This is a genomic window from Spirosoma lituiforme (assembly GCF_054776635.1).
Map to the genome: position 1 here is coordinate 599,755 of NZ_BAAHBO010000003.1, position 21,525 is coordinate 621,279.

Annotated in this window: 18 protein-coding genes; 8 read left to right on the forward strand and 10 right to left on the reverse strand. The window is 50.0% G+C overall.

The window, feature by feature from the left end; genetic code table 11:
• The first annotated feature begins 64 nt into the window (after positions 1-64).
• From der to ACYU87_RS14890, 3 genes are all read left to right on the forward strand, one after another.
• Complete coding sequence (der, locus tag ACYU87_RS14880) at positions 65-1,372, forward strand: ribosome biogenesis GTPase Der (protein WP_461134853.1); 1,308 nt, start codon at positions 65-67, stop codon at positions 1,370-1,372.
• Between the two features lie 161 nt (positions 1,373-1,533).
• Positions 1,534-2,436, forward strand: a complete 903-nt coding sequence (locus ACYU87_RS14885; protein WP_461134854.1) for a DMT family transporter — start codon at positions 1,534-1,536, stop codon at positions 2,434-2,436.
• Between the two features lie 214 nt (positions 2,437-2,650).
• Positions 2,651-2,959, forward strand: coding sequence for an ArsR/SmtB family transcription factor (locus ACYU87_RS14890; protein WP_461134855.1), 309 nt, complete (start codon positions 2,651-2,653; stop codon positions 2,957-2,959).
• A 92-nt stretch (positions 2,960-3,051) separates the two neighbouring features.
• Here ACYU87_RS14890 and ruvB read toward each other — a convergent pair whose 3' ends face one another.
• Positions 3,052-4,083: a Holliday junction branch migration DNA helicase RuvB gene (gene ruvB, locus ACYU87_RS14895; protein ID WP_461134856.1), complete on the reverse strand. Its 1,032-nt coding sequence runs from the start codon at positions 4,081-4,083 to the stop codon at positions 3,052-3,054.
• A gap of 98 nt (positions 4,084-4,181) precedes the next feature.
• Positions 4,182-7,874 carry a T9SS type B sorting domain-containing protein gene (locus tag ACYU87_RS14900; protein ID WP_461134857.1) on the reverse strand — a complete coding sequence of 1,231 codons (3,693 nt, stop codon included), beginning with the start codon at positions 7,872-7,874 and terminating at the stop codon, positions 4,182-4,184.
• 231 nt (positions 7,875-8,105) lie between these two features.
• Here ACYU87_RS14900 and ACYU87_RS14905 point away from each other — a divergent pair, with 231 nt between their 5' ends.
• Entirely contained in the window at positions 8,106-9,137 is a 1,032-nt protein-coding gene (locus ACYU87_RS14905; protein ID WP_461134858.1) for a PorP/SprF family type IX secretion system membrane protein, read from the forward strand.
• Positions 9,138-9,185: 48 nt separating this feature from the next.
• Here the strand turns inward: ACYU87_RS14905 and ettA are convergent, their stop codons facing one another.
• On the reverse strand, positions 9,186-10,853 hold the full coding sequence (gene ettA, locus ACYU87_RS14910) for an energy-dependent translational throttle protein EttA (RefSeq protein ID WP_461134859.1): 1,668 nt from the start codon (positions 10,851-10,853) through the stop codon (positions 9,186-9,188).
• 73 nt (positions 10,854-10,926) lie between these two features.
• Here ettA and ACYU87_RS14915 point away from each other — a divergent pair, with 73 nt between their 5' ends.
• The 4 genes from ACYU87_RS14915 (at position 10,927) to ACYU87_RS14930 (ending at position 13,500) form a co-directional block, all read left to right on the forward strand.
• Entirely contained in the window at positions 10,927-12,204 is a 1,278-nt protein-coding gene (locus ACYU87_RS14915) for a DUF349 domain-containing protein (protein WP_461134860.1), read from the forward strand.
• A 73-nt stretch (positions 12,205-12,277) separates the two neighbouring features.
• Positions 12,278-12,553 carry a hypothetical protein gene (locus tag ACYU87_RS14920; RefSeq protein WP_461134861.1) on the forward strand — a complete coding sequence of 92 codons (276 nt, stop codon included), beginning with the start codon at positions 12,278-12,280 and terminating at the stop codon, positions 12,551-12,553.
• A gap of 32 nt (positions 12,554-12,585) precedes the next feature.
• A complete protein-coding gene (locus ACYU87_RS14925; RefSeq protein WP_461134862.1) occupies positions 12,586-13,038 on the forward strand; it encodes an NUDIX domain-containing protein in 453 nt (150 codons plus the stop codon).
• Between the two features lie 15 nt (positions 13,039-13,053).
• Positions 13,054-13,500, forward strand: coding sequence for a DinB family protein (locus tag ACYU87_RS14930; RefSeq protein ID WP_461134863.1), 447 nt, complete (start codon positions 13,054-13,056; stop codon positions 13,498-13,500).
• Here ACYU87_RS14930 and ACYU87_RS14935 read toward each other — a convergent pair.
• The 7 genes from ACYU87_RS14935 to ACYU87_RS14965 all read right to left on the reverse strand — a co-directional run bounded on the left by ACYU87_RS14935 (position 13,469) and on the right by ACYU87_RS14965 (position 21,453).
• Positions 13,469-14,872, reverse strand: coding sequence for a high affinity choline transporter 1 (locus tag ACYU87_RS14935; RefSeq protein WP_461134864.1), 1,404 nt, complete (start codon positions 14,870-14,872; stop codon positions 13,469-13,471). The two genes, ACYU87_RS14930 and ACYU87_RS14935, sit on opposite strands and share 32 nt — an antisense overlap.
• A 176-nt stretch (positions 14,873-15,048) precedes the next feature.
• Positions 15,049-15,903, reverse strand: coding sequence for an inositol oxygenase family protein (locus ACYU87_RS14940; RefSeq protein WP_461134865.1), 855 nt, complete (start codon positions 15,901-15,903; stop codon positions 15,049-15,051).
• 165 nt (positions 15,904-16,068) lie between these two features.
• A complete protein-coding gene (locus ACYU87_RS14945) occupies positions 16,069-17,706 on the reverse strand; it encodes a sodium/sugar symporter (protein ID WP_461134866.1) in 1,638 nt (545 codons plus the stop codon).
• 97 nt (positions 17,707-17,803) lie between these two features.
• The gene (gene accC / locus ACYU87_RS14950) at positions 17,804-19,147 is read right to left on the reverse strand and encodes an acetyl-CoA carboxylase biotin carboxylase subunit (RefSeq protein WP_461134867.1); all 1,344 of its coding nucleotides are present in this window, start codon (positions 19,145-19,147) and stop codon (positions 17,804-17,806) included.
• A gap of 94 nt (positions 19,148-19,241) precedes the next feature.
• Entirely contained in the window at positions 19,242-19,724 is a 483-nt protein-coding gene (accB, locus tag ACYU87_RS14955) for an acetyl-CoA carboxylase biotin carboxyl carrier protein (protein WP_461134868.1), read from the reverse strand.
• Positions 19,725-19,821: 97 nt separating this feature from the next.
• Complete coding sequence (gene efp, locus ACYU87_RS14960) at positions 19,822-20,385, reverse strand: elongation factor P (protein WP_461134869.1); 564 nt, start codon at positions 20,383-20,385, stop codon at positions 19,822-19,824.
• 84 nt (positions 20,386-20,469) lie between these two features.
• Positions 20,470-21,453 (reverse strand): beta-ketoacyl-ACP synthase III, encoded by a 984-nt coding sequence (locus ACYU87_RS14965; RefSeq protein ID WP_461134870.1) that lies wholly within the window; start codon positions 21,451-21,453, stop codon positions 20,470-20,472.
• Between the last annotated feature and the right edge of the window lie 72 nt (positions 21,454-21,525).

Sequence of the window (21,525 nt, forward strand, 5' to 3'; positions counted from 1 at the left end):
AACCGTTCACCGGCAGCTAACCGCAAGGGCGGTCTGGCACGAATCAGTAACCACTAAAAAAATCATGGCAAACATTGTTGCAATCGTTGGCCGCCCAAACGTGGGCAAGTCCACGCTGTTTAACCGCTTGACGGAACAGCGACAGGCCATTATGGACAACCAAAGTGGCGTTACACGCGACCGGCATTATGGCACGGCCGAGTGGAATGACAAATATTTTACGGTCATCGATACCGGTGGCTATGTGGTCGGCTCCGAAGACATTTTTGAAGAGTCGATTCGCGAACAGGTGGAAATGGCCATCCAGGAATCCACTGTTTTATTGTTCGTTGTCGATACGCAGACGGGCATCACTGGCCTGGATGAAGATTTTGCCGACGTATTGCGCCGGTCGAAGAAGCCGGTTTACGTGGTTGCCAACAAAGCGGAGACCGCCGAACGGGCGCACGCTTCGGCTGAATTTTACGGCCTGGGCCTGGGAGATCCTTACGCCATTTCGTCACAGACCGGAACCGGTACGGGCGATTTGCTGGATGAAGTCGTTAAACACTTCCAGAGCGACGGTGTCGAAGATCCGGATGCCGGCATTCCACGTATTGCGATTCTGGGCCGTCCGAACGTCGGCAAATCGTCGTTCCTGAACGTTCTGACCGGACAGGAACGTAGTATCGTTACGGATATTGCCGGAACCACCCGTGATGCGATCAATACTCGTTACAAAGCGTACGGTAAAGATTTCATTCTGACCGATACGGCCGGGATCCGGCGGAAAGCCCGTGTTGACTCCAACATTGAGTTCTATTCTGTTCTGCGTTCCATCAAGGCCATGGAAGATTCGGACGTTTGCATTATCCTGCTCGATGCAACGCGCGGCCTGGAAGCTCAGGATCTGAACATCATCGGTCAGGCGGTAAAGGCTAAGAAAGGCGTTGTGATTATGGTCAATAAGTGGGACGCCGTTGAAAAAGATCACCGTACGGCCGACGTGCTGCGCAAAGAGATGATTCAACGGATGATGCCAATCGATTACGTTCCTATCATTTTTGCCTCGGTGCACGAGAAGCAACGTATTTTCCAGGTCATGGAAAAGGCGATGGAAGTGTACGAAAACAAGACCAAGAAGATTGCTACCTCGAAACTAAACGAGGCCATGCAGGCAGAGATCGAGAAGTTTCCTCCGCCAAGTATGAAAGGAAAATTCCTGAAGATCAAGTATATGGTGCAGGTTCCTACTCCTTCGCCAACGTTCATATTTTTCTGTAACCTGCCCCAGTACGTTCAGGAATCTTACCAGCGGTTTCTAGAAAACCGACTCCGTGATCACTTCGATTTTACCGGTGTCCCGATTACGGTCTTCTTCCGGCAGAAGTAGGCCGGTTTTCGGTCGTACAAACAGTCGGCTGGGTTAATCCCCACTTGTACTGCAACCAAACTTGCGTAAACATAAAGGGTGAGGGAGCTGGCGTATTCTTAGGGATACCTCAACTCTCTCACCCTTTATGCCGTTTACCGGTTACCTAACTATCTATCGTTTTGCAACCTGCCCGTTCACGTTATTGGCTTGGCGCTGGTTTGGTTTTTCTGGCAGCCTTTTGCTTTGCCATGAAAGGCATCCTGATCAAGCTTGCTTATCAGTACCCGATTGATGCCATTTCGCTGCTAACGTTGCGGATGCTTTTCGCCCTGCCTTTCTACATAGGCATTTCCATTCATCTGGCCCGAAAGTATCCACCCGTACAGCTGACCATAAAGCAATGGGCAACTCTGACCATGCTAGGTATAACGGGCTACTATTTTGCCAGTTTTTTCAACTTCCTGGGTTTGGTGTACATCACGGCCAGCCTGGAGCGCATCCTGCTTTTTGTTTACCCAACATTTGTGCTATTGATGAACGCCATCGGTTTTGGTCGGCGGGTAACCCGTTTGCAAGGTATAGCCCTGGTCCTGACGTATGCCGGTATTCTGCTGGCTTTCTGGGGAAACGTCGAAAGTTCTGTGCAACAAAATGTTGCCCTTGGCGCGTTCTTGGTTATTCTTAGTGGATTGGTATACGCTATTTACCTGGTCGGCAGCGACCGGGCCATCAGTTGGGTCGGTTCGCAGCGGTATACCTGTTATGCCATGATAGCCGCCACCGTACCAACCGTTTTACACTGTGCCTTGCAGAATGGCTTAGATTTGGTCAACTATTCCAGACCTGTTTATTGGCTGGGACTGGGCATGGCTATTTTTGTGACCGTAATACCAACGTTCATGATTGCCGAAGGGATCAAGCGAGTCGGGTCTGGCAACGCGTCTATCATTGCCAGCGTTGGTCCCATCTTCACGATTATCTTATCAACAACTGTTCTTCACGAGAAAATTAGTCAGGCACAAATCGTGGGTACGCTCTTGGTGTTGGCTGGCGTGTTCCTTATTGGCTGGCGCGGAAGGTAATACTTAAGTACCTGATTAATAATTGAGTATAAACACTTAATAAAATAATTTATATACTTACCAAAAAGTTACCAAGCGGTACATAAAAATATTATCATTGTATTATAGGATAGAAAAAACAGCCATTAAATAAATTCATACTCACTTTCAGGCCATTAGTTACGTTTAATACATTACCTTTCAAGCACTATACCTCTAAAAAAACAAAGTAATTATGGCCAGTGAAAAAGTAATTGATGACGAAAAACGGACTGATAAAGCCGCGTATGTACTCAAAGCAGTAGCACATCCGCTGCGTATCAGGATCATTCAAATGTTAAGTGAAAACAAAGAACTAAACGTATCCGCCATCTACAAAAACCTGAATGCTGAACAGTCGCTCATCTCCCATCACCTGATCAATATGCGCGACAAGGGGATACTTGATATTCGGCGGAGTGGCAAAAACATCTACTATTTTCTGGTAGACTCCGCGGTTGCTGAAGTGATCGAATGTATCTACAAAAGTAAGATACTTAGCTAAATAGATCAACATAGATCCGAAAAAAGGGTACTAAATAAGCGGACTCACACAGCTTATTTAGTACCCTTTTCTTTTCCTTATTCGTATTAACGCTACTGAGGGAATAACTCTCCCGGCCTGTAAGGCGGTGTAAGACCGAGATGGAGATAAGCCCGCTCGGTTGCCTCCCGACCACGCGAGGTCCGTTTCAGAAACCCTTCCTGAATCAGGAACGGCTCATACACTTCCTCAATGGTTTCCGATTCTTCTCCGCAGGCCGTAGCAATGGTTGAAAGACCAACCGGTCCGCCTTTGAACTTTTCGATGATCGTTGTCAGGATACGGATGTCCATATCATCGAGTCCATTCTGGTCAACTTCCAGCGCACTCAGGGCAATCTCGGCAATTTCTACGTTGATGTAGCCATTGCCCTTCACCTGAGCAAAGTCGCGGGTCCGGCGGAGCAGGTTGTTGGCAATACGGGGTGTTCCCCGGCTTCGGCGCGCAATCTCGTAAGCGCCCGTCTCATCAATTGGCGTTCCCAGAATAGCCGCCGACCGCTGTACAATGCTGGTCAAGAGTTTGGCATCGTAGTATTCAAGCCGGGCACTGATGCCAAACCGGGCCCGTAATGGCGAGGTAAGCATACCAGCCCGGGTGGTGGCACCAATCAGCGTAAATGGATTCAGCTTGATCTGAACGGTTCGGGCATTGGGACCAGAATCGAGCATGATATCGATTTTGTAATCTTCCATTGCCGAATACAAATACTCCTCCACAATGGGGTTGAGACGGTGAATCTCGTCGATAAAGAGTACGTCGTTGGGCTGAAGATTTGTCAGCAGGCCCGCCAGATCGCTGGGCTTGTCGAGCACTGGCCCGGAGGTCATTTTGATGCCTGCATTGAGTTCGTTCGCAATGATGTGCGACAGCGTCGTTTTGCCCAGACCAGGGGGGCCATGTAGCAATACGTGATCGAGCGCATCTCCCCGTTGCATGGCTGCTCTAACAAACACTTCGAGGTTGTCGAGAATTTTAGCCTGCCCCGTAAAGTCCTCGAACGAAAGCGGCCGAAGCGCCCGTTCAATCTCCTTGTCGGTTGTTGTCATCCCGTCTCCTGAACCTTTTAACAAGTCGTTTCGCATGGTTTTTAGTGGTACAAACCCACACCGGAAACACCCGAAAAACGGGCCTTCCCGGTGAAGTCGTTTACCTCAAATTTACGCAAAAAGGAGGACAATTACTACCGGATCAGGAGCACGGAACCGCGTTTTACGACTCGTTCCCGTTCAGGAAAATATTCGCTTTTAAAGAGCACAACATAGGGGTAAATCATCGACGGATAGATCGTTCCGTGATACGTTCCATCCCACTTCTGCTCGGGGCTATTGCTGGCAAAAATGACCTCTCCCCATCGATTGTATATCCGGAATTCGTAGTCGCTAATGTATGCCGTAAAGATTTGCAACAGGTCGTTCGTCCCATCGCCATTTGGTGTGAATGCGTCCGGCACATTAACCCGCGGCTCACACAGATTCAGGACACGGGCCACGCCGGTAGCGGTACAACCCAGCGGATCGGTTACCTGAATAGAATAATCTCCAGCGCGCTGAACAGTTATGCTTCTGGCGGTATCACTCCGGTTTGTCCACAAGTATTTCAGACCAGTAGCCCCACTAGCGGACAGTACCGTTGTCCCGTTATCACCCTCGCAAATGGCAGCCTGCTGGGTGTAGGAAAAGGACGGTGGCGGCCGATCACCTACCCGGACGCTGGTACGCCCCACACAGCCCGATAGGGTATTTCGTAGCACGAGGCTATAAGTCCCCGGCTGCGTTACGGTTATGGTAGGTGTACTGGCTCCCGTACTCCATTGGTACACATTGCCGGGAATGTCTCCTAACACGGGTTGGAGAGCCACCGCCAGACCATTACACTTTAGCGTATCGGGGCCTAACCGGGCAAATCCGGTACTATCGAGCCCAACCCGGATGCTATCTGAAAGGGCTTTACACCCGTTGATATCGACGACCTGGACCGTATAGACTCCTGGTGAGGCCTGCCCGAATACAGCCGTTGTCGACACGACGTTGCTGTTTCGATCTCGCCAGGAATACGTCGCAGCAGTCCCGCCCGAAACCGTCAGGGTAATGGTACCGCTGTTCGGTATGCTACACAAGGCATCTCGTACGTTGGGCACTAGCTGAAGCTGGTTGGCCGGTGATTTCAGAATGAAAGCCGAATCCACTTTACATTCATGAAGCGTATCGGTTACGGCTACTTTATACCCGCCTTCGACAAGGCCCGTCTGTTGGTTCAGCGTACCATTGAGGGCCGTTCCGTCAGCCCCCGTCCACGCATATTCGTAAGTTCCGGTAGGCGTAGTCGTGAGCACGATTGTTCCATCCGACGACGTACAGGCGGTTGGGCCGGTCAGGGCCGCCTGCAAGCGAATTTGAGGCAGTTCACGTACCCGAATGGTGTCTGAATTGACGCAGGTGGTACCATCGATAACATCCGATTGTGCCGTTACAGAATACACCCCGGCCGTTGTAACGCTGATTGTTTTCGAATTGCCCCCGTTGCTCCATTGAAACTGCTTCCAGGTTGGTTGTGGTACCGTTATATCGACTTTCGAGCGGTAACAGAATACGGTATCGGGTCCCAGGTCGAGTGTGGGAACCGGTTTAATCTGAACCTGAATCGTATCACTCTTGAAGCACTCGCCATTGGCGGCTAAAGCCACGGCGATGTAGTAGCCCGGTCGGGTAAGTATCAGGGTTCGTTGCCTGCTGACAAGGGCTCCGTTCACCAGCCAGACATACATCTTGGCCTGCACTTTTATATCGAGTGTAATGCCCCGCTTATTACAGATAGCTGTATCGGCCCCCAGCTTTATATCTGGCGGTAGTTCAACAATCGTCAACGTATCTTTGATCAGGGTGTCCTTGCAAATTCCTCCGGTACTGGTTCTTGTTATAATTCGGAGACTCACAAAGTATTGACCGGGCGTTTTGTAAGCATGGGTGATGGGGGTCGTTGCCGTAGTCGATGAAGGGCGGCTTCCATCCCCAAAATCCAGCGTATAAGCTTCCTTCAATTTTGGACAGTTCGGACTTATCTGAAATACGGTTGGCGCATTCACGCAGGTGTCGCCATACGTTAGTCCGGGCCCACTCGAGTTGTCATTAAAATTGGCCACTAAGTTCGGTAAACCCAGTTGGCTTGTTTGCCCACCGAGCGACTGCCCGGCCGGATTATAAATCAGGCTATCCAGCAACCCGCCATTTGGGTTTTCGATCGTGCCGAGCGAACTGCTGCCCTTAATAGCGACGTAAAGTCGACCATCGGGTCCGATCTGAATCGAGCCGTATTGCCTCGTTGTGCTACTGTCAACAACCGTCTTGGAATTTGTTAGAAGCGAATCTCGCTGGTTGAGGTCATATTTTAAGATGTACGACGATCCCTTCTGGCTCCCATCCGCGTTGGTATCAGCCAGCATGGTTACGTACAGACTCTTGCCATCGGGTGAGAACTCGACCCCGTACGCTTTGGGGGGCGCCGGACCCAGATCGAGCGTTCGATCAAATGTTAAGACACCAGTTGAATCGTTGAACGTAAACAGATCAACCGAGTTTTTGGGTGGACCAGGCACAACAACGGCCATCGGCCGGTTTCCCTTATTGCCTCCCGTCGTGTCGGCCGGACCAATTTTGATGTAGCCTTCTGCATTTGTTAAGGAATCAATGACCTGACCGCCCGTATAGGTAATCGGATCAACATTCTCACTGCGCGTTAAGTGACGAACTTCAAACTGATTCGTTCCGTATTTTCTTGTGATGACCCAATACGTAGAATCGCGGGTATTGGCCACCGATGTCGATTGTTCAGTACCCTGACCGGACAGCGGAATATTTTTTTCAACGACAGCCCCTTTTCCCCCATTCTGACGCATGTCCACTACGCTGTACGTTAGTGTTTTCTTCCCCCGTATTTCGGAGGTTGTGTAGACATAATACAGGTATTCACAACCCCGACACGTAGGCTTTGGCACGATCAGGGCCGATTGTGTCGAGTTTTTGTTACCGCCAAGTGGTATGGGGGTGGCTGTTGCCGAGGAATCGCGAGGGTCCAGTGATTTCAGTGGCTTACCATCTTTATCGTAAATGGTGGTTCCATCCGTATAAAACAGTAAGATCCCCTTTGTATTTGCGATGGACGATGACCCCTCAATGGTGCTCAGTTTACCATCGGTAATGGGCTTGGGAGTTCCTCCCCCACTAAAGTCCAGTCCCGCATTTTGTCCGAAATACCATTTAACCCCCTGTGATTCTTTTTTTTCTCCACACACATCGACATTAATCCGATCCTGATACGAACAGCCAACCGAGTTGGTCACTTCTACCGAATAACAGCCTGAACTGTCGACCTGAATGCTTTGTGTGGTTTGTCCCTTTGGGTACCAAAGGTACTGAAGCCCCGATTGTGGAGGACTTCCTGCATAGGGGTCTAGGGTAATGACTTCTCCTTTACAAATCGTTGTATCTGTTTTCCAGTTTACAAACGATTGTGGCCGGTTACCAACGTTGATTGGTGGACGCGTAACAGTTTGTACAACACCGTTCACTGTTCGTTTTAGGGTAACTGTGTATGTACCAGCCTGTAAAAAGACGTGCCGAACGATTGAGTCTTTTTGCGAAGTTGTTGTCACAGTGGCGCTACCATCGCCAAAATTCCAGACACGGTTTGTTACACCTGTCCGTACACTATCTGTAAACACAGCAGAGTCTGATTTACACTCCACGTCTGGCACACAGAATTTTCCGCTGACTTTGAAGCTTGGCCCTGTCTGTGCCCAGGCTGTGATTGACCCGGCCAGCAAGAACAGCATGGCCAAAAGTCCAATTTCCCGAATATGCTTAGTAAAAGTTAACATGAAGAAACGCTGAATAAAGCCCACTTACGCAAATTCGATTCTCAACATAACAACAACCGGGGCATTACGTTACTATAAACGACGTTGTTCAATTAAAATTTCATCGTTTTACACCCACAAAAGCGCCTATACGTCAATTAATTTCAGCCGTTGTTGTCCTCCTAAATACTTCGTTTCACCCGCCAGCGTTGCAACAATAATATTGGCCCAGTCTTTGCCCTGTTTTGCTATATGCTCAATAAATACCTACTACTGATTTTGACACTGACGGTGGGCCAGACTGCTTTCGCCCAGGATCCTCAGTTCACTCAATTTTACGCGGCTCCAATGTACTTAAACCCGGCTTTTGCCGGCTCAGCTCTGGCACCCCGTGTTACCGCTAACTACCGGAACCAATGGCCCGCGATCACGAATTACGTGACAACGATGGTGGCCGTGGATCACTTTATTGAAAAGTACAATAGCGGTGTTGGCCTGATGATTCAAAGTGATAACCAGGGTCAGGGAAGGATTCAATCGACAGACATAGGGTTGCAATATGCGTACCAGTTTCAGGTCAGCGAATCCTCGTTTGTGCGTTTAGGATTGCAGGGCTCTTACGTCAATCGAAGTGTCAACTACTTTGGTTTAACAACGGGCGACCAGTTTACCGACCGGGGCTTTATTACCGGCAGCGTTTCTGGCGACCCCACCCTGCAAGGTGGCTTGCCGGCTGTGAAATACATGGATTTTTCGACCGGAGGTCTGTTTTATTCGGATTGGTTTTGGGTTGGCGCGTCGGCGCACCACATCAACAGACCCGATCAGGGATTCTTTGCGGGCAACCGGGAACGACTGCCCATGAAGACCAGTATTCAGGCAGGTTTACGCATTCCGCTGGGGGGCTTTACGGGCCTGGCCGATGAAGAAGACCGTGAGATCAGTATTTCGCCAGTGGTCATGTATAAGCACCAGGGCAAATACGATCAGTTGGATATAGGGGCTTACCTGACGTATTCTCCTTTAACGATTGGCGCTTATTACCGGGGAATTCCCTTTAAGAAATACAATCAGACATTAAATAACCACGATGCCGTAGCAGCACTGGTTGGCTGGCGTATGGAGAAGTTCTCGATTGGCTACAGTTACGACGTTACTATTTCGACGCTTGGCAACAGCGGTGGCTCACACGAGTTGTCGCTATCCTACATCTTCGAAAAACCCGAAGGCCGACGGTCGGGGGTGAGACGGCGGGATAAGAAACTTCCTTGTCCGAAGTTTTAACCGGGTTAAATAAAAACGGGGCAGATGGTAAATCTGCCCCGTTTTTATTTACGCCAGCTTCTTGTATTTAATTCGGGTTGGCGTGGCATCGGTGCCCAGCCGTTTGCGCCGGTTCTCTTCATACTCCGAAAAATTACCCTCAAACCAGTAGGCTTGTGAATCGCCTTCGAAGGCCAGAATGTGCGTAGCAATCCGATCCAGGAACCAGCGATCGTGGCTGATGACGACGGCACAACCGGCAAAATTTTCCAGTCCTTCTTCCAGCGCCCGCAGGGTGTTCACGTCCAGATCGTTGGTTGGTTCATCGAGCAGCAACAGGTTTGCGCCTTCTTTGAGAATCATGGCCAGATGCACCCGATTTCGCTCACCACCCGATAAGGTTCCTATCTTCTTTTCCTGATCGGCCCCGGCGAAGTTGAACCGACTGACGTAAGCGCGCGCATTCGACTGCTTGCCGCCCATCATAATCCATTCACTGCCGCCCGAGATTGTTTCGAACACGGTCTTATCGGGATCGAGGCCGTCGTGCTCCTGGTCGACGTAAGCAACTTTCACGGTCTCGCCTACATCGAATGTTCCAGCATCGGGTTTTTCGCGGCCCGTAATCAGCTTGAACAGCGTTGTTTTACCAGCGCCGTTTGGTCCTATGATTCCGACAATACCCCCCTGTGGCAGCCGGAAGCCAAGATGCTCGAACAACAGCCGGTCACCAAAGGCTTTGGCAACATCATCTGCTTCGATCACTTTCGACCCCAGACGCGGCCCGGCGGGTATAAATATTTCGAGTTTTTCGTCCCGCTGCTTCGCGTCTTCGTTCAGGAGTTTTTCGTAAGCACCCAGGCGCGCCTTCGATTTGGCCTGGCGTGCCTTAGGGGCCATTTTCACCCATTCCAGTTCGCGCTGAAGCGTTTTTTGCCGCTTCGACTCGGTTTTTTCTTCTTTGGCTAACCGATTTTGCTTCTGTTCCAGCCAGGACGAGTAGTTACCTTTCCAGGGAATGCCTTCACCCCGATCCAGTTCGAGAATCCAGCCAGCTACGTTATCCAGAAAATAGCGATCGTGGGTTACGGCAATGACGGTGCCGGTGTACTGGCGTAAATGTTCTTCCAGCCACAACACCGATTCAGCGTCCAAGTGGTTGGTGGGCTCATCGAGCAACAGGACATCGGGTTGCTGAAGCAACAGGCGACACAAAGCGACCCGGCGTTTTTCGCCCCCGGAGAGGTTATCGATCAACGTCTCGGATGGTGGGCAGCGCAGGGCATCCATGGCCCGTTCGAGTTTCTGGTCAAGCTCCCAGCCATTGAAATGATCGATCTTTTCCTGAACTTCTCCCTGGCGGGCAATCAACTTATCGAAGTCGGCATCGGGATCGCCAAACGCTTCGTTGATCTCGTCAAATTCTTTCAGCAGATTAACCACCTCCTGCGCTCCTTCCTCAACAATTTCCCGAACCGTACGGCCGGGGGTAAACTGCGGCTCCTGCTCCAGCATACCAACCGAGTAGCCGGGAGAAAAAACAACTTCGCCCGTGTAATTTTTATCGATACCGGCAATGATGCGTAATAAAGTAGATTTACCGGAACCGTTCAATCCCAAAACACCAATTTTAGCGCCATAAAAGAAGGAAAGGTATATGTTCTTTAGGATTTGTCGGTTGGGCGGAATATTTTTACTCACGCCCGCCATTGAGAAAATTATGGTTTCCTGACTCATTAATTTCTGATAGATTTGTGTTGGCAATTACCCTCAAATTTAACCCACAGCGCAGCCTTAACCAAGCACAGTAATGGAAAACGCTTCACTGGTAGATGAATACGGTTACGTCAAAGACGGAAAGGTATTTTTGAAAGGCTACCTGAATTACGAAGACCGCCAGATCGGCGAAGTCAAACGAACCGAGCAGGAAGCGCTCGATTATTTCAAAAACCGCTTCATCATTGCCGAAAACAAAGTAAGCCAGTTAGAAAAGGATATTGACGAAGCCCAGAACAAAGGCTCCTATCTGACTAAACTGGTTCAACTCCGCAAGAAGCTGCTCGGCTTCGATGCACTCGGTGATTTCCCCCCCCTGCTCGATCGTCTGGATGTTCAGGAGAAATCACTGGCTGATTTGATTACGGTCAATCAGCTCAAAAATCTCGAGATCAAACGAGCACTCATTGTCGAAGCCGAAGCCGTTGCCGATAGTACGGAATGGCGCGAAACGGCGGATGTATTGCAGGAGATCAAGACGAAATGGATCAAAACAGGACCCGTCGACAAAGCCGCTGAACCCGAGGTTGAAGGTCGTTTTCAGGAACTCCTCGATGGCTTTTTTACCCGTCGGCGCGAGTTTTTCAACGAACAGAACAAAGTTATTCAGGAACGGCTCGACAAGTACGACGAGCTTATTCGGCTGGCTTTCCGGGCCAACCGGCTGGGCGATCTGGATGCTGCCTTCCAGGAAGTTCGGAAGCTCAACAACGCCTGGAAAGTGGTGGGTGAAGTACCGATCAAGAAGAGTGGGAAGCTGTACAAGCAGTTCAAGAAAGCGACCACGATGTTCTATGCCAAGTACAACGACGCGAAGGGCATTGTCATCGTCCCGAAAATTGACCCCCGTATCGAGCAGCAGATGAAAATGGCTGACGAAGTGGAAAAACTGTCGAAACAGCAGGACATTTTCGCGGCCGCCGAACGGGCCAAAGTGTTGCTCAACAGCTGGAAAGAAATCCGCGTACCGTTCAAACTACAGGATAAAGTGGTGAACGAACGGTTCCGGGCAGCCTGCGATAAGATTTTTGAATTGAGCTACCTGGGGCGTGTCCTTACCCGGAAATACCCGGCGTTTGAACTTAAGAGTAAATCGGAACAGATTCGGACGAAGATTCGGGAGATGGAGTACCTCGTTAAGCGGGAAAAGAACGATTTGCAGTTTGCCTTACAGGACGCCGACGGTCTTGACCCCAACAAAGACGAAGACAAACAAATTTTGAATAAGATCAATACGCAGAAGCGGAAGATCGCGATGAAAGAAACGATCCTGCGCGAATTACAGAAAGATCTGGAAACAGCAGGCTACTAACTGAAAAGGCATCGGGTTCAGACCTGGTGCCTTTTTTTAGGCACGTTTTGCTCTCGCCACTTGTTTTATAAACATGGAAACAAACCTGAACAACCCAGATTTTATTGTCGATGAGAACGCGTTTCGGGCAGCGCTTATTCCCGGCAAATTCGTGCGGCTCGAATACCTGACTGACCTCAACGAGTTTATAAAAGCCGACGTAACCATCAAGCAACTTCTCCATCAGGACGGCGCCGAAGTGCTGGAACTAGCCACGGGTGATTTTGTCCCGCTCGACCGTGTAGTGAGTGTTTCGGGTAATTTGTCGCCCCGTTACCCTGGTTATGGTAATTACTCCTGCGATTGCTAATTTGGCCTAGATTTGCCAATTAACCATTCCCTATGAAAGTTCGTCCGTCTGCTCTTATCTGGCGCCAATCCGAAGGCCAGACCCAGGTATTGCTCATGCGCTACTGCTACGGTGAGCAGGACGTTTTTGCGCTTCCCGGTGGCAATCCTGACCGGGGTGAAATTCTGACGGAAACCATTATCCGCGAAATTCGGGAGGAACTTGGTGTAACGGTTGATCTTGGTGAGATGATCCTGGCGGGCGAAATGCTTCTGTCGCAACGCAACGACGACGTTCTGCACGTAGTTTTTGCCGCCCGCAACCTCAAGGGCGAGCCCGCCCTCAATCCTGCCGAGACAACGGCCCTTAACCTGGTTTGGCTACCCGTAGCTGACTTGGATAAACTCAACCTGTATCCAAACATCGGGGCCAAACTCCAGCCGTGGTTTAGCAGCGCTACGTACCTGGGGTATGTGGGCCGGATTGAGCAGCGGTATTTTGGCTAAATCCCAACCCTACTCATGCTCATTCAAACACTGAAAGTGCTATTCCGTCGAGATCTCGAACGACTAAAGCAAGAGATTGATCTATACAAAAGTGAGGCTGTGATCTGGTGTACCGAGCAGGGCATTGCAAACTCAGCAGGCAACCTGTGCCTGCATTTGGTGGGCAACCTGAACACGTATTTGGGTGCTGAACTTGGCAAAACCGGCTACATACGGCAGCGAGAGCTGGAGTTTTCGCTCAAGGGTCTTTCCAAAGCATCGCTTCTGGAAAAAATTGATGACACAATGGTCGTTGTCGATAATGCGTTGGACATGTTGACTGAAGCACAGCTTGACCAAGAATATCCACTACTGGTTTTTGATGAGAAAACCTCAACGGGCTATTTTCTGGTCCATCTGACTACACACTTGACGTATCATCTTGGTCAGATCAATTACCACCGTCGGTTGCTGGATGTATAGTTGAGGTGGCTCGGCTTACCAGGCTGCCTACAACCATCCCAATCGCACTGGCCAATAGCCCCCAGAGCATTGGCGAATCAGGGGTATCCAGCCATAGGCAAGTAAGCCAGACGCCAAAGCCAACCAGCATCGACCACAGACAGCCCGTCAGATTCGCGCGTTTCCAGTAAATGCCCGCTGTCAGCGGAATAAACAGCGACACCAGACTGAAGGCCGACGATTCCCCGACGAGATCGAATATGTTGGCGTCGCGGGTGATGCTCATTCCCACGCAGATGACGGTGATAACAACAACCGTCCATCGGATGGTTTTCAATAACGCCCGATCGCTGATATCCGGCCGGAAAAACTTCATTACATTCTCCCCAAAAACAGTTGCCGGAGCCAGTATCGCCCCGCTCGAAACACTTAAAATGGCCGACGTGACCGCGCCAAAAAACAAGACCTGCAACGGCAGGCTTCCGTGTCGCATAACCATGTTGGGAATGATTAGCTGATTATCTTTCGGCAAATCGGGATGCAGCAGTTTAGCACTCAGGGCGATAAATAGGGGCAACATGGCGATGGTCAGGTACATACCCGATGCCAGAAACGATGCCCGAACGGCTGTCTTCTCACTCTTGGCAGCCATAACACGCTGAAAAACATCCTGCTGAGGGATAGAGCCGAGCCCAATGGTTATCCAGGCGGCTAGATAGGCCAGCCAGTCTTTGGTCGTCGATTGAGGCAAAAAGCGAAAAAAGCCTTTCGGTGTGCGCCTTTGAATCGTCTCCCACCCGCCCACCTCGTTCCAGAGCAACACGCCCAGTACCGCCAAGGCCAGAATGATAATGAGGTTGTGAAAAAAATCGGTAACCGAAATCGACCACATGCCCCCCAACAGCGTATACATCATGACGACGGCTGCACTGGCAATAATACAGTATTCGCGAGGAACATTCGTAACGACACTCAACACAATGCCAATGGCCACAAGCTGAGCGGCAATCCAGCTAAAATACGACGGAATAACCATCAAGGCCGACAGCAATTCGGCCGATCGCCCAAACCGAATACGGAAATAATCGGAGAAGGTCGTGATAGTCAGCCGATAGAGCGGACGTGCGAAGAAAGCGCCAACCAGAAACAAGCACAACGACGATCCGAACGGCTCTTCGATAACAGCCAGAAAACCGCCCTCCACAAACATAGCGGGCGCTCCCATAATTGTCTCGGAGCCAAACCAGGTAGCAAACGTGACCGAGGCCGCCAGCATCAGCGGCAACCGACGCCCCGCCAGAACGAAATCCTGGGATGTTGTAACACGCCGGGCGGCCCATGCGCCAACCGCAACGTTGGATAATAGGTATAGGCAGATGAGTAGCAGGAGCATGGACAGAAATTAAACACAAAAGCACAAACTATACAAATGGGCTCTGTATAGTTTGTGCTTTTGTTCAATGGGCTGTATCTACCTGGGGTATGTTCTCTAAATAAGCTGTGCTCGTCCAGGTACACACTACGTTGCTAGTGGCCGGAAGCACTTAAGCAACAAGTAGATGAATAAAGTTACAGTCGAAGCGTAGCAGGCAGGTATTTGGCGATCAACTCCTCATAATATGGCTTTAATTCGCTCACTACCGGTGGTTTCGGACTCTTGGAGTATAGATCGTATGGATTGAATTTATTGACCCATTTGAACATCTCATGGTCGTGTGCATCCATCAGGTGGTCGTAGGCGCCTTCCCGATGCTGCGAGTAGAACGAGTGGTATCGCATCATGTACAACGCCGGCTCAGGCATGTAGTTCTTCATCAGTTGATACAAATACTCGTCATGCCCCCAGGACATATGCACGTTGCGCAGGCCGCAGTTGGGCTCATAAATACCGTATTTGGTATTGTATCGCTCATCATGTGCATCCGGGTTGTTCACAAAATATTCAGAGTAAACGATCTTATCCGAATGCTTGCATCCAACCGGAAACGTATCGCCGACAACGGCCCATTGCGGCTCGCCGAACAGACACAATACTTTGCCCATGTCGTGCAGAAACCCCGTTAGCACGAACCAGTCCGGATGCCCATCGGCCCGGATGGCTTCGGCGGTTTGGAGAAGGTGCTGAAGCTGATCGAGGTCCGTGTCTGGATCGGAGTCATCAACCAATGTATTTAAAAACTCCATTGCCCCCCAAACAGGTAATTCCTTTTTGTCGAAAGCCAGGAACTCCCGCTCTTTCTCCCGAACAAAATCGTAGGTCTGGTACGTATGATTCAGCCGGTAGAACTCCCGAACGGTGTCGCGCTCTGGTGAGTCGTAGTTTCGGTAGTCTTCCTTCGACTTATGCTCGGGTTCAGGGTAGCGACTCAGCACGTCGTCTTCCCACTGATCGAGACTGGCAAGGGGGGCAATTTCACTTATCATGGCCAAATAGATTTAGAAGACAAATTTAAAAATTTATTGCTGTTAACCAGCGGTATAGTACAAAAGTTGTCTTATGGGATAAAACTCCGTCAAAGCCAAAACACGACCCATAAATCGTTGACTAGTAAAACGATGTCAAGACGCTTAGACCGTTTACCGTGTGTTCTACCAGAACATCGTGTATAAAACCGCGAGGACAGCAAATATGCCTACCGATCCCGCCACAAAGGAGGGAGTTACGCGGAACATGCGTTGATCTACCTCAATGCTTTTGCCGGTTGCGTACCCCGCCGGATCGGTCAATGATACAATGATCATCAATACGATATCGATGCAAAAAACCAGGGTTGTCCGGTGTAGAAATGGAATAGAGTCGGCCTGCACATTGACCAGGCCCATCACCTCGGGCCAGAACTTCAGCAGAGTCGATAAGGGAATTGTCAGGATAGCCACCGTCATGGCAGCCCGGTTCGTGGCCCGCTTCCAGAAAAAGCCGAGCAGAAATATGGCAAATACACCCGGCGTAATAAAATTGGTATATTCCTGAATATACTGGTATACCTGATCGAGCGAGCGAAGCATGGGTGCCAGCAAAATAGCGACGCCAAATGAAGCGATGATGGCCCACCGGCCAACGTTTACCAGCTTCTGCTCCGATGCTGATTTATCAACGTATTTTTTGTACAGATCGAGTGTAAAAATCGTGGATATCGAGTTGCATTTCCCGGCCAGTGACGCCACAACGGCAGCGGTCAGCGCGGCAAAGGCCAGCCCTTTCATCCCAATCGGCAGCAGATTCATTAGAACCGGATAAGCATGATCGGGCTTGACCACACCGGCAGCATCGGTCATGGCCTCGCGGAACGGTCCACTCTGGTAGAGGACAAAAGCCGCGATACCCGGAATGACCACAATGATGGGAATCAGTAATTTCAGAAAAGCGGCAAACAGAATACCCGAGCGAGCCGTCTTGAGATCGGCGCCCAGCGCCCGCTGAACGATGTACTGATTGCAGCCCCAGTACGACAGGTTATTGATCCACATACCACCCGTTACGAGCGCCATTCCCGGCAGAACTTCATAATGAGGGTGTCCTTTGGGGAGAAACATATGAAAATGACTATCGGCCTGCTTATGGATGGCCAGCAACCCATTCCAGACACCTGCCGTTCCTGTTTCCTGCGCAACCAGTTGCAGGGCCAGATACGTGACAACTAACCCACCGAAAATCAACACAACGACTTGAATAACATCCGTGTACCCAATTACTTTCATCCCGCCGAGGGTGATGAAGATGGCAAATAAAGCCAGCCCAATAGTACACGTTGTAAAGGATATACCCACCAGTGATTCAATGGCAATCGCGCCCAGATACAGAATTGAGGTAAGGTTAACCAGCACATAAACGATCAGCCAGAACACCGCCAGAATGGTGCTTACGGTATCGCTGTACCGCTGCGCCAGAAATTGCGGCATGGTGTAAATGTGGTTTCGAAGGTAGATGGGAATGAAAAAAACAGCCACAATGATAAGGGTAGCCGCGGCAAACCACTCGTACGACGATATAGCCAGTCCCATAGCAAAGCCCGAACCCGCCATGCCGATAAAATGCTCTGCCGATATATTGGATGCGATCAGGGAGGCCCCAATGGCCCACCAGGTCAACGACCCTTCGGCCAGAAAAAAGTCCGTCGTATTCATTTGGGCCTGCCGCTTTTTCCGATAAACCCAATAGCCGTACCCGACAACGATGATGAAATAAACGAAGAAAACAATGTAATCGGCCGTAGCGAGGTGATTCATGCAGTAGATATACTAAAAAGGGGGTGCCTTGTCATTAAAGCAAGGCACCCCCTTTTTATAATGTACCACGAGTTTCTACCCGCGCTAATCCAGGCTACTATAATTTACTGAAGTCGAATGTTTCCAGGAAAGCGGTGGTAAACTGTCCGGAGCGGAATGTCGCATCGTCCATCAGTTTGATATGAAAAGGAATCGTTGTTTTAATTCCTTCGATGACAAACTCCTGTAATGCCCGTTTCATCCGGGTAATAACCTCCTCCCGTGATTGACCCGATACAATCAATTTAGCGATCATAGAGTCGTAGTTGGGGGGAATGGTATAGCCACTGTACACATGGCTGTCGATCCGAACGCCATGCCCACCGGGGAAGTGCAAATTGGTGATTTTACCCGGTGATGGACGGAAACCGTTTGCAGGGTCTTCGGCGTTGATCCGGCACTCCATGGCATAAAGTTTCGGGGTATAATTGCGACCCGAAATCCGGGCACCAGCCGCCACTTTGATCTGTTCTTTGATCAGGTCGAAATCCGTCACCTCCTCCGTTATCGGGTGCTCCACCTGAATCCGGGTGTTCATTTCCATGAAGTAAAAATCCCCGTGCTTATCGACCAGGAATTCAACCGTTCCGGCCCCTTCGTACCCGATGGCCTGCGCTCCTTTGATAGCCGCTTCACCCATCCGCTCCCGCAACTCGGGCGAAACAATGGGCGACGGGGTCTCTTCGATCAGCTTCTGGTGCCGGCGCTGGATGGAGCAGTCCCGCTCCGACAGGTGACAAACAGTACCATACTGATCGCCCACAATCTGAATCTCAATGTGGCGGGGCTCTTCAACGAATTTCTCCAGGTAGAGCCCATCGTTACCGAAGGCCGCTCCCGCTTCCGTACGGGCGTCATTCCAGGCTTTTTCAAAATCATCTTCCGACCGAACAATGCGCATCCCGCGACCACCACCACCGGCTGTTGCCTTCACAATGACGGGGTACCCCATGCCAGCCGAGAGTTTTTTACCCTGTTCAACTGACTCCAGCAACCCTTCGGAACCCGGAATCACAGGAACGCCAGCTGCCCGCATGGTTGCTTTAGCCGTCGCTTTATCACCCATTCCGTTGATCTGCTCGGCCGTGGCACCAATAAATTTAATTCCGTAATCGGAGCAGATTTGAGAGAATTCAGCATTCTCCGACAAAAACCCGTAGCCGGGGTGAATGGCATCAGCGCCCGTTACTTCAGCCGCCGAAATAATGCTTGGAATACTTAGGTAAGATTGTTTGCTGATGGGTGGGCCAATACAAACGGCCTCATCCGCAAAACGTACATGCAGACTATCGCGGTCGGCCGTCGAGTAAACGGCTACCGTTTTGATACCCATTTCGCGACAGGTCCGAATAATCCGCAGAGCGATCTCTCCCCGATTGGCGATTAAGATTTTTTTGAACATGGTTCCAATGAATGAATGAGCGAATGGTTGAATGATTGAATAGCTGCTTCAGAATTATTCAATCATTCAACCATTCGCTCATTCACTAACTAAATTAGATGGGTTCTACCAAAAACAGCGGCTGGTCGTATTCGACTGGTGTAGCGTTCTCAACGAGAATCTTCACAATACGGCCCGATACTTCCGACTCGATTTCGTTGAACAGTTTCATGGCTTCGATAATACAAACCACTTTGCCTTCGGTTACGCTGTCGCCTACTTCAACAAACATCGGCGAGTCAGGATTGGCCGAGCGGTAGAAGGTTCCGATCATCGGCGATTTGATCGTGATGTATTTTGACGTATCGGCCTGAGGAGCAGCCGTCGGTGTAGCGACCGGCGCTGCTGGCACAGCAACTGCCTGTGATTGGGCAACGGGTGCCTGTGCTACAGGAGCAGCCGCTGCTGGTATAGCGGCCGGTGCACCGGCTCCATAACGCTTAACGCTGATCTTCAGATCAGTCGTTTCGATGTTGACTTCGTCTAAACCCGATTGCGAGATAAAGTCGATGAGTTGCTGTATGTCTTTTGTATTCATAGCTTTTGATGATAACGGGGCCGGAGCAAAGATGAATGACGAATGATGAATAGTCAATAGCGAGATCAATTCTCATCTACTTTTCATCATTCAGTATTTACTTCACTCGTTCTACATAATCACGAGTACGCGTATCGACCCGAATTTTTTGACCTGATTCAATGAATAAGGGCACCATGATTTTTGCTCCCGATTCTACTTCAACCCGTTTTTTCGGACTATTGGCCGTATCACCTTTAATACCTGGTTCGGCATACGTCACTTCCAGTTCAACAAATGGAGGCAATTCGCACGAAAGGGGCGTATCGCTGTCGGCATTTATCAGAATTTCGACTTCCTGTCCCTCTTTCATCAGATCGGCCCCTTCCACGATCTTTTCGTCCAGGTTAATCTGATCAAACGATTCCTGGTCCATAAAGTTATAGCCTGATTCGTCTTTGTAGAGGTACTGGAATTTCCGACGCTCAACCCGGACTGGGTAAATGGTAGCACCGGAGTTGAAGGTATTGTCAATTACCCGACCTGTTGTCAGGCTTTTCAACTTCGTCCGTACAAAAGCTGCGCCTTTCCCCGGCTTTACGTGTTGAAAGTCAGTGATTTGAAAAAGATCGTTGTTGTAATTAAGAACTAATCCATTACGGATGTCTGCGGTCGTTGCCATGCTTTATTGTGTATAATATACGGTGTATGATGTATAGTACTGCAGGTACATGTATACCTCATATACCCTACATCATACATAAAATTAATACGCCCATTTTACATAAGCGGCTCCCCACGTGAAGCCTCCACCAAAGGCAGCCAGCACCAGATTGTCGCCCTTTTTCAGCTGCGATTCATAATCGAACAGGCAGAGGGGTATGGTAGCCGCCGTTGTGTTACCGTACTTATGAATATTCATCATCACCTTATCGGTCTGAATACCCATTCGATGCGCCGTTGCGTCGATGATCCGTTTGTTTGCCTGGTGTGGTACCAGCCAGGCAACGTCGCTGCCGTTAAGCTGATTCCGCTCCATGATTTCAGCCGATACATCGGCCATGTTCTTGACGGCGAACTTGAAAACAGATGGACCGTCCTGGTAGACATAGTGCCAGCGTTTTTCGACCGTCTCGTGCGTGGGTGGGTAGCGGCTCCCCCCGGCTTTTTGAAACAGGTGGTTTTGCCCTACGCCATCCGACTTGATGATTGTATCCAGAATACCAAGCCCGTCGGTATTGGGTTCAAGCATAACAGCCCCGGCTCCATCGCCAAATAAAACACAGGTTGTCCGGTCGGTATAATCTGTAATGGCCGACATTTTATCGGCCCCAACGACAATTACTTTTCTGTACTTACCCGTTTCGATAAACTGCGAACCCACCGTGATGGCATACAGGAACCCGGAACAAGCAGCCTGAATATCAAAACTCCCTACGTTGCGAATGCCGACCATGTCGCAGATCAGATTAGCCGTACAGGGAAAAATAAAATCGGGCGTGGTCGTCGCACAAATCAGCAGATCGACTTCCTCGGGTTTAATGTTTAATTTCTCGAGCAAACCTGCCACGGCCTTTGCCCCCATGTGCGAAGACCCCATGCCTTCGCCCTTTAAAATATGCCGTTCTTTAATACCAGTCCGGCTAGTAATCCATTCATCGTTCGTATCCACCATACGCTCCAATTCGGCATTGGTCAGCACGTAATCGGGAACATAACCATGAACTCCAGTTATGGCAGCTTTACTCATAGGATGATAGTACAGTTATCAGTAAACAGTGACCAGATACCAATGCATTCAGCTAAATAACAACCTGCTTCT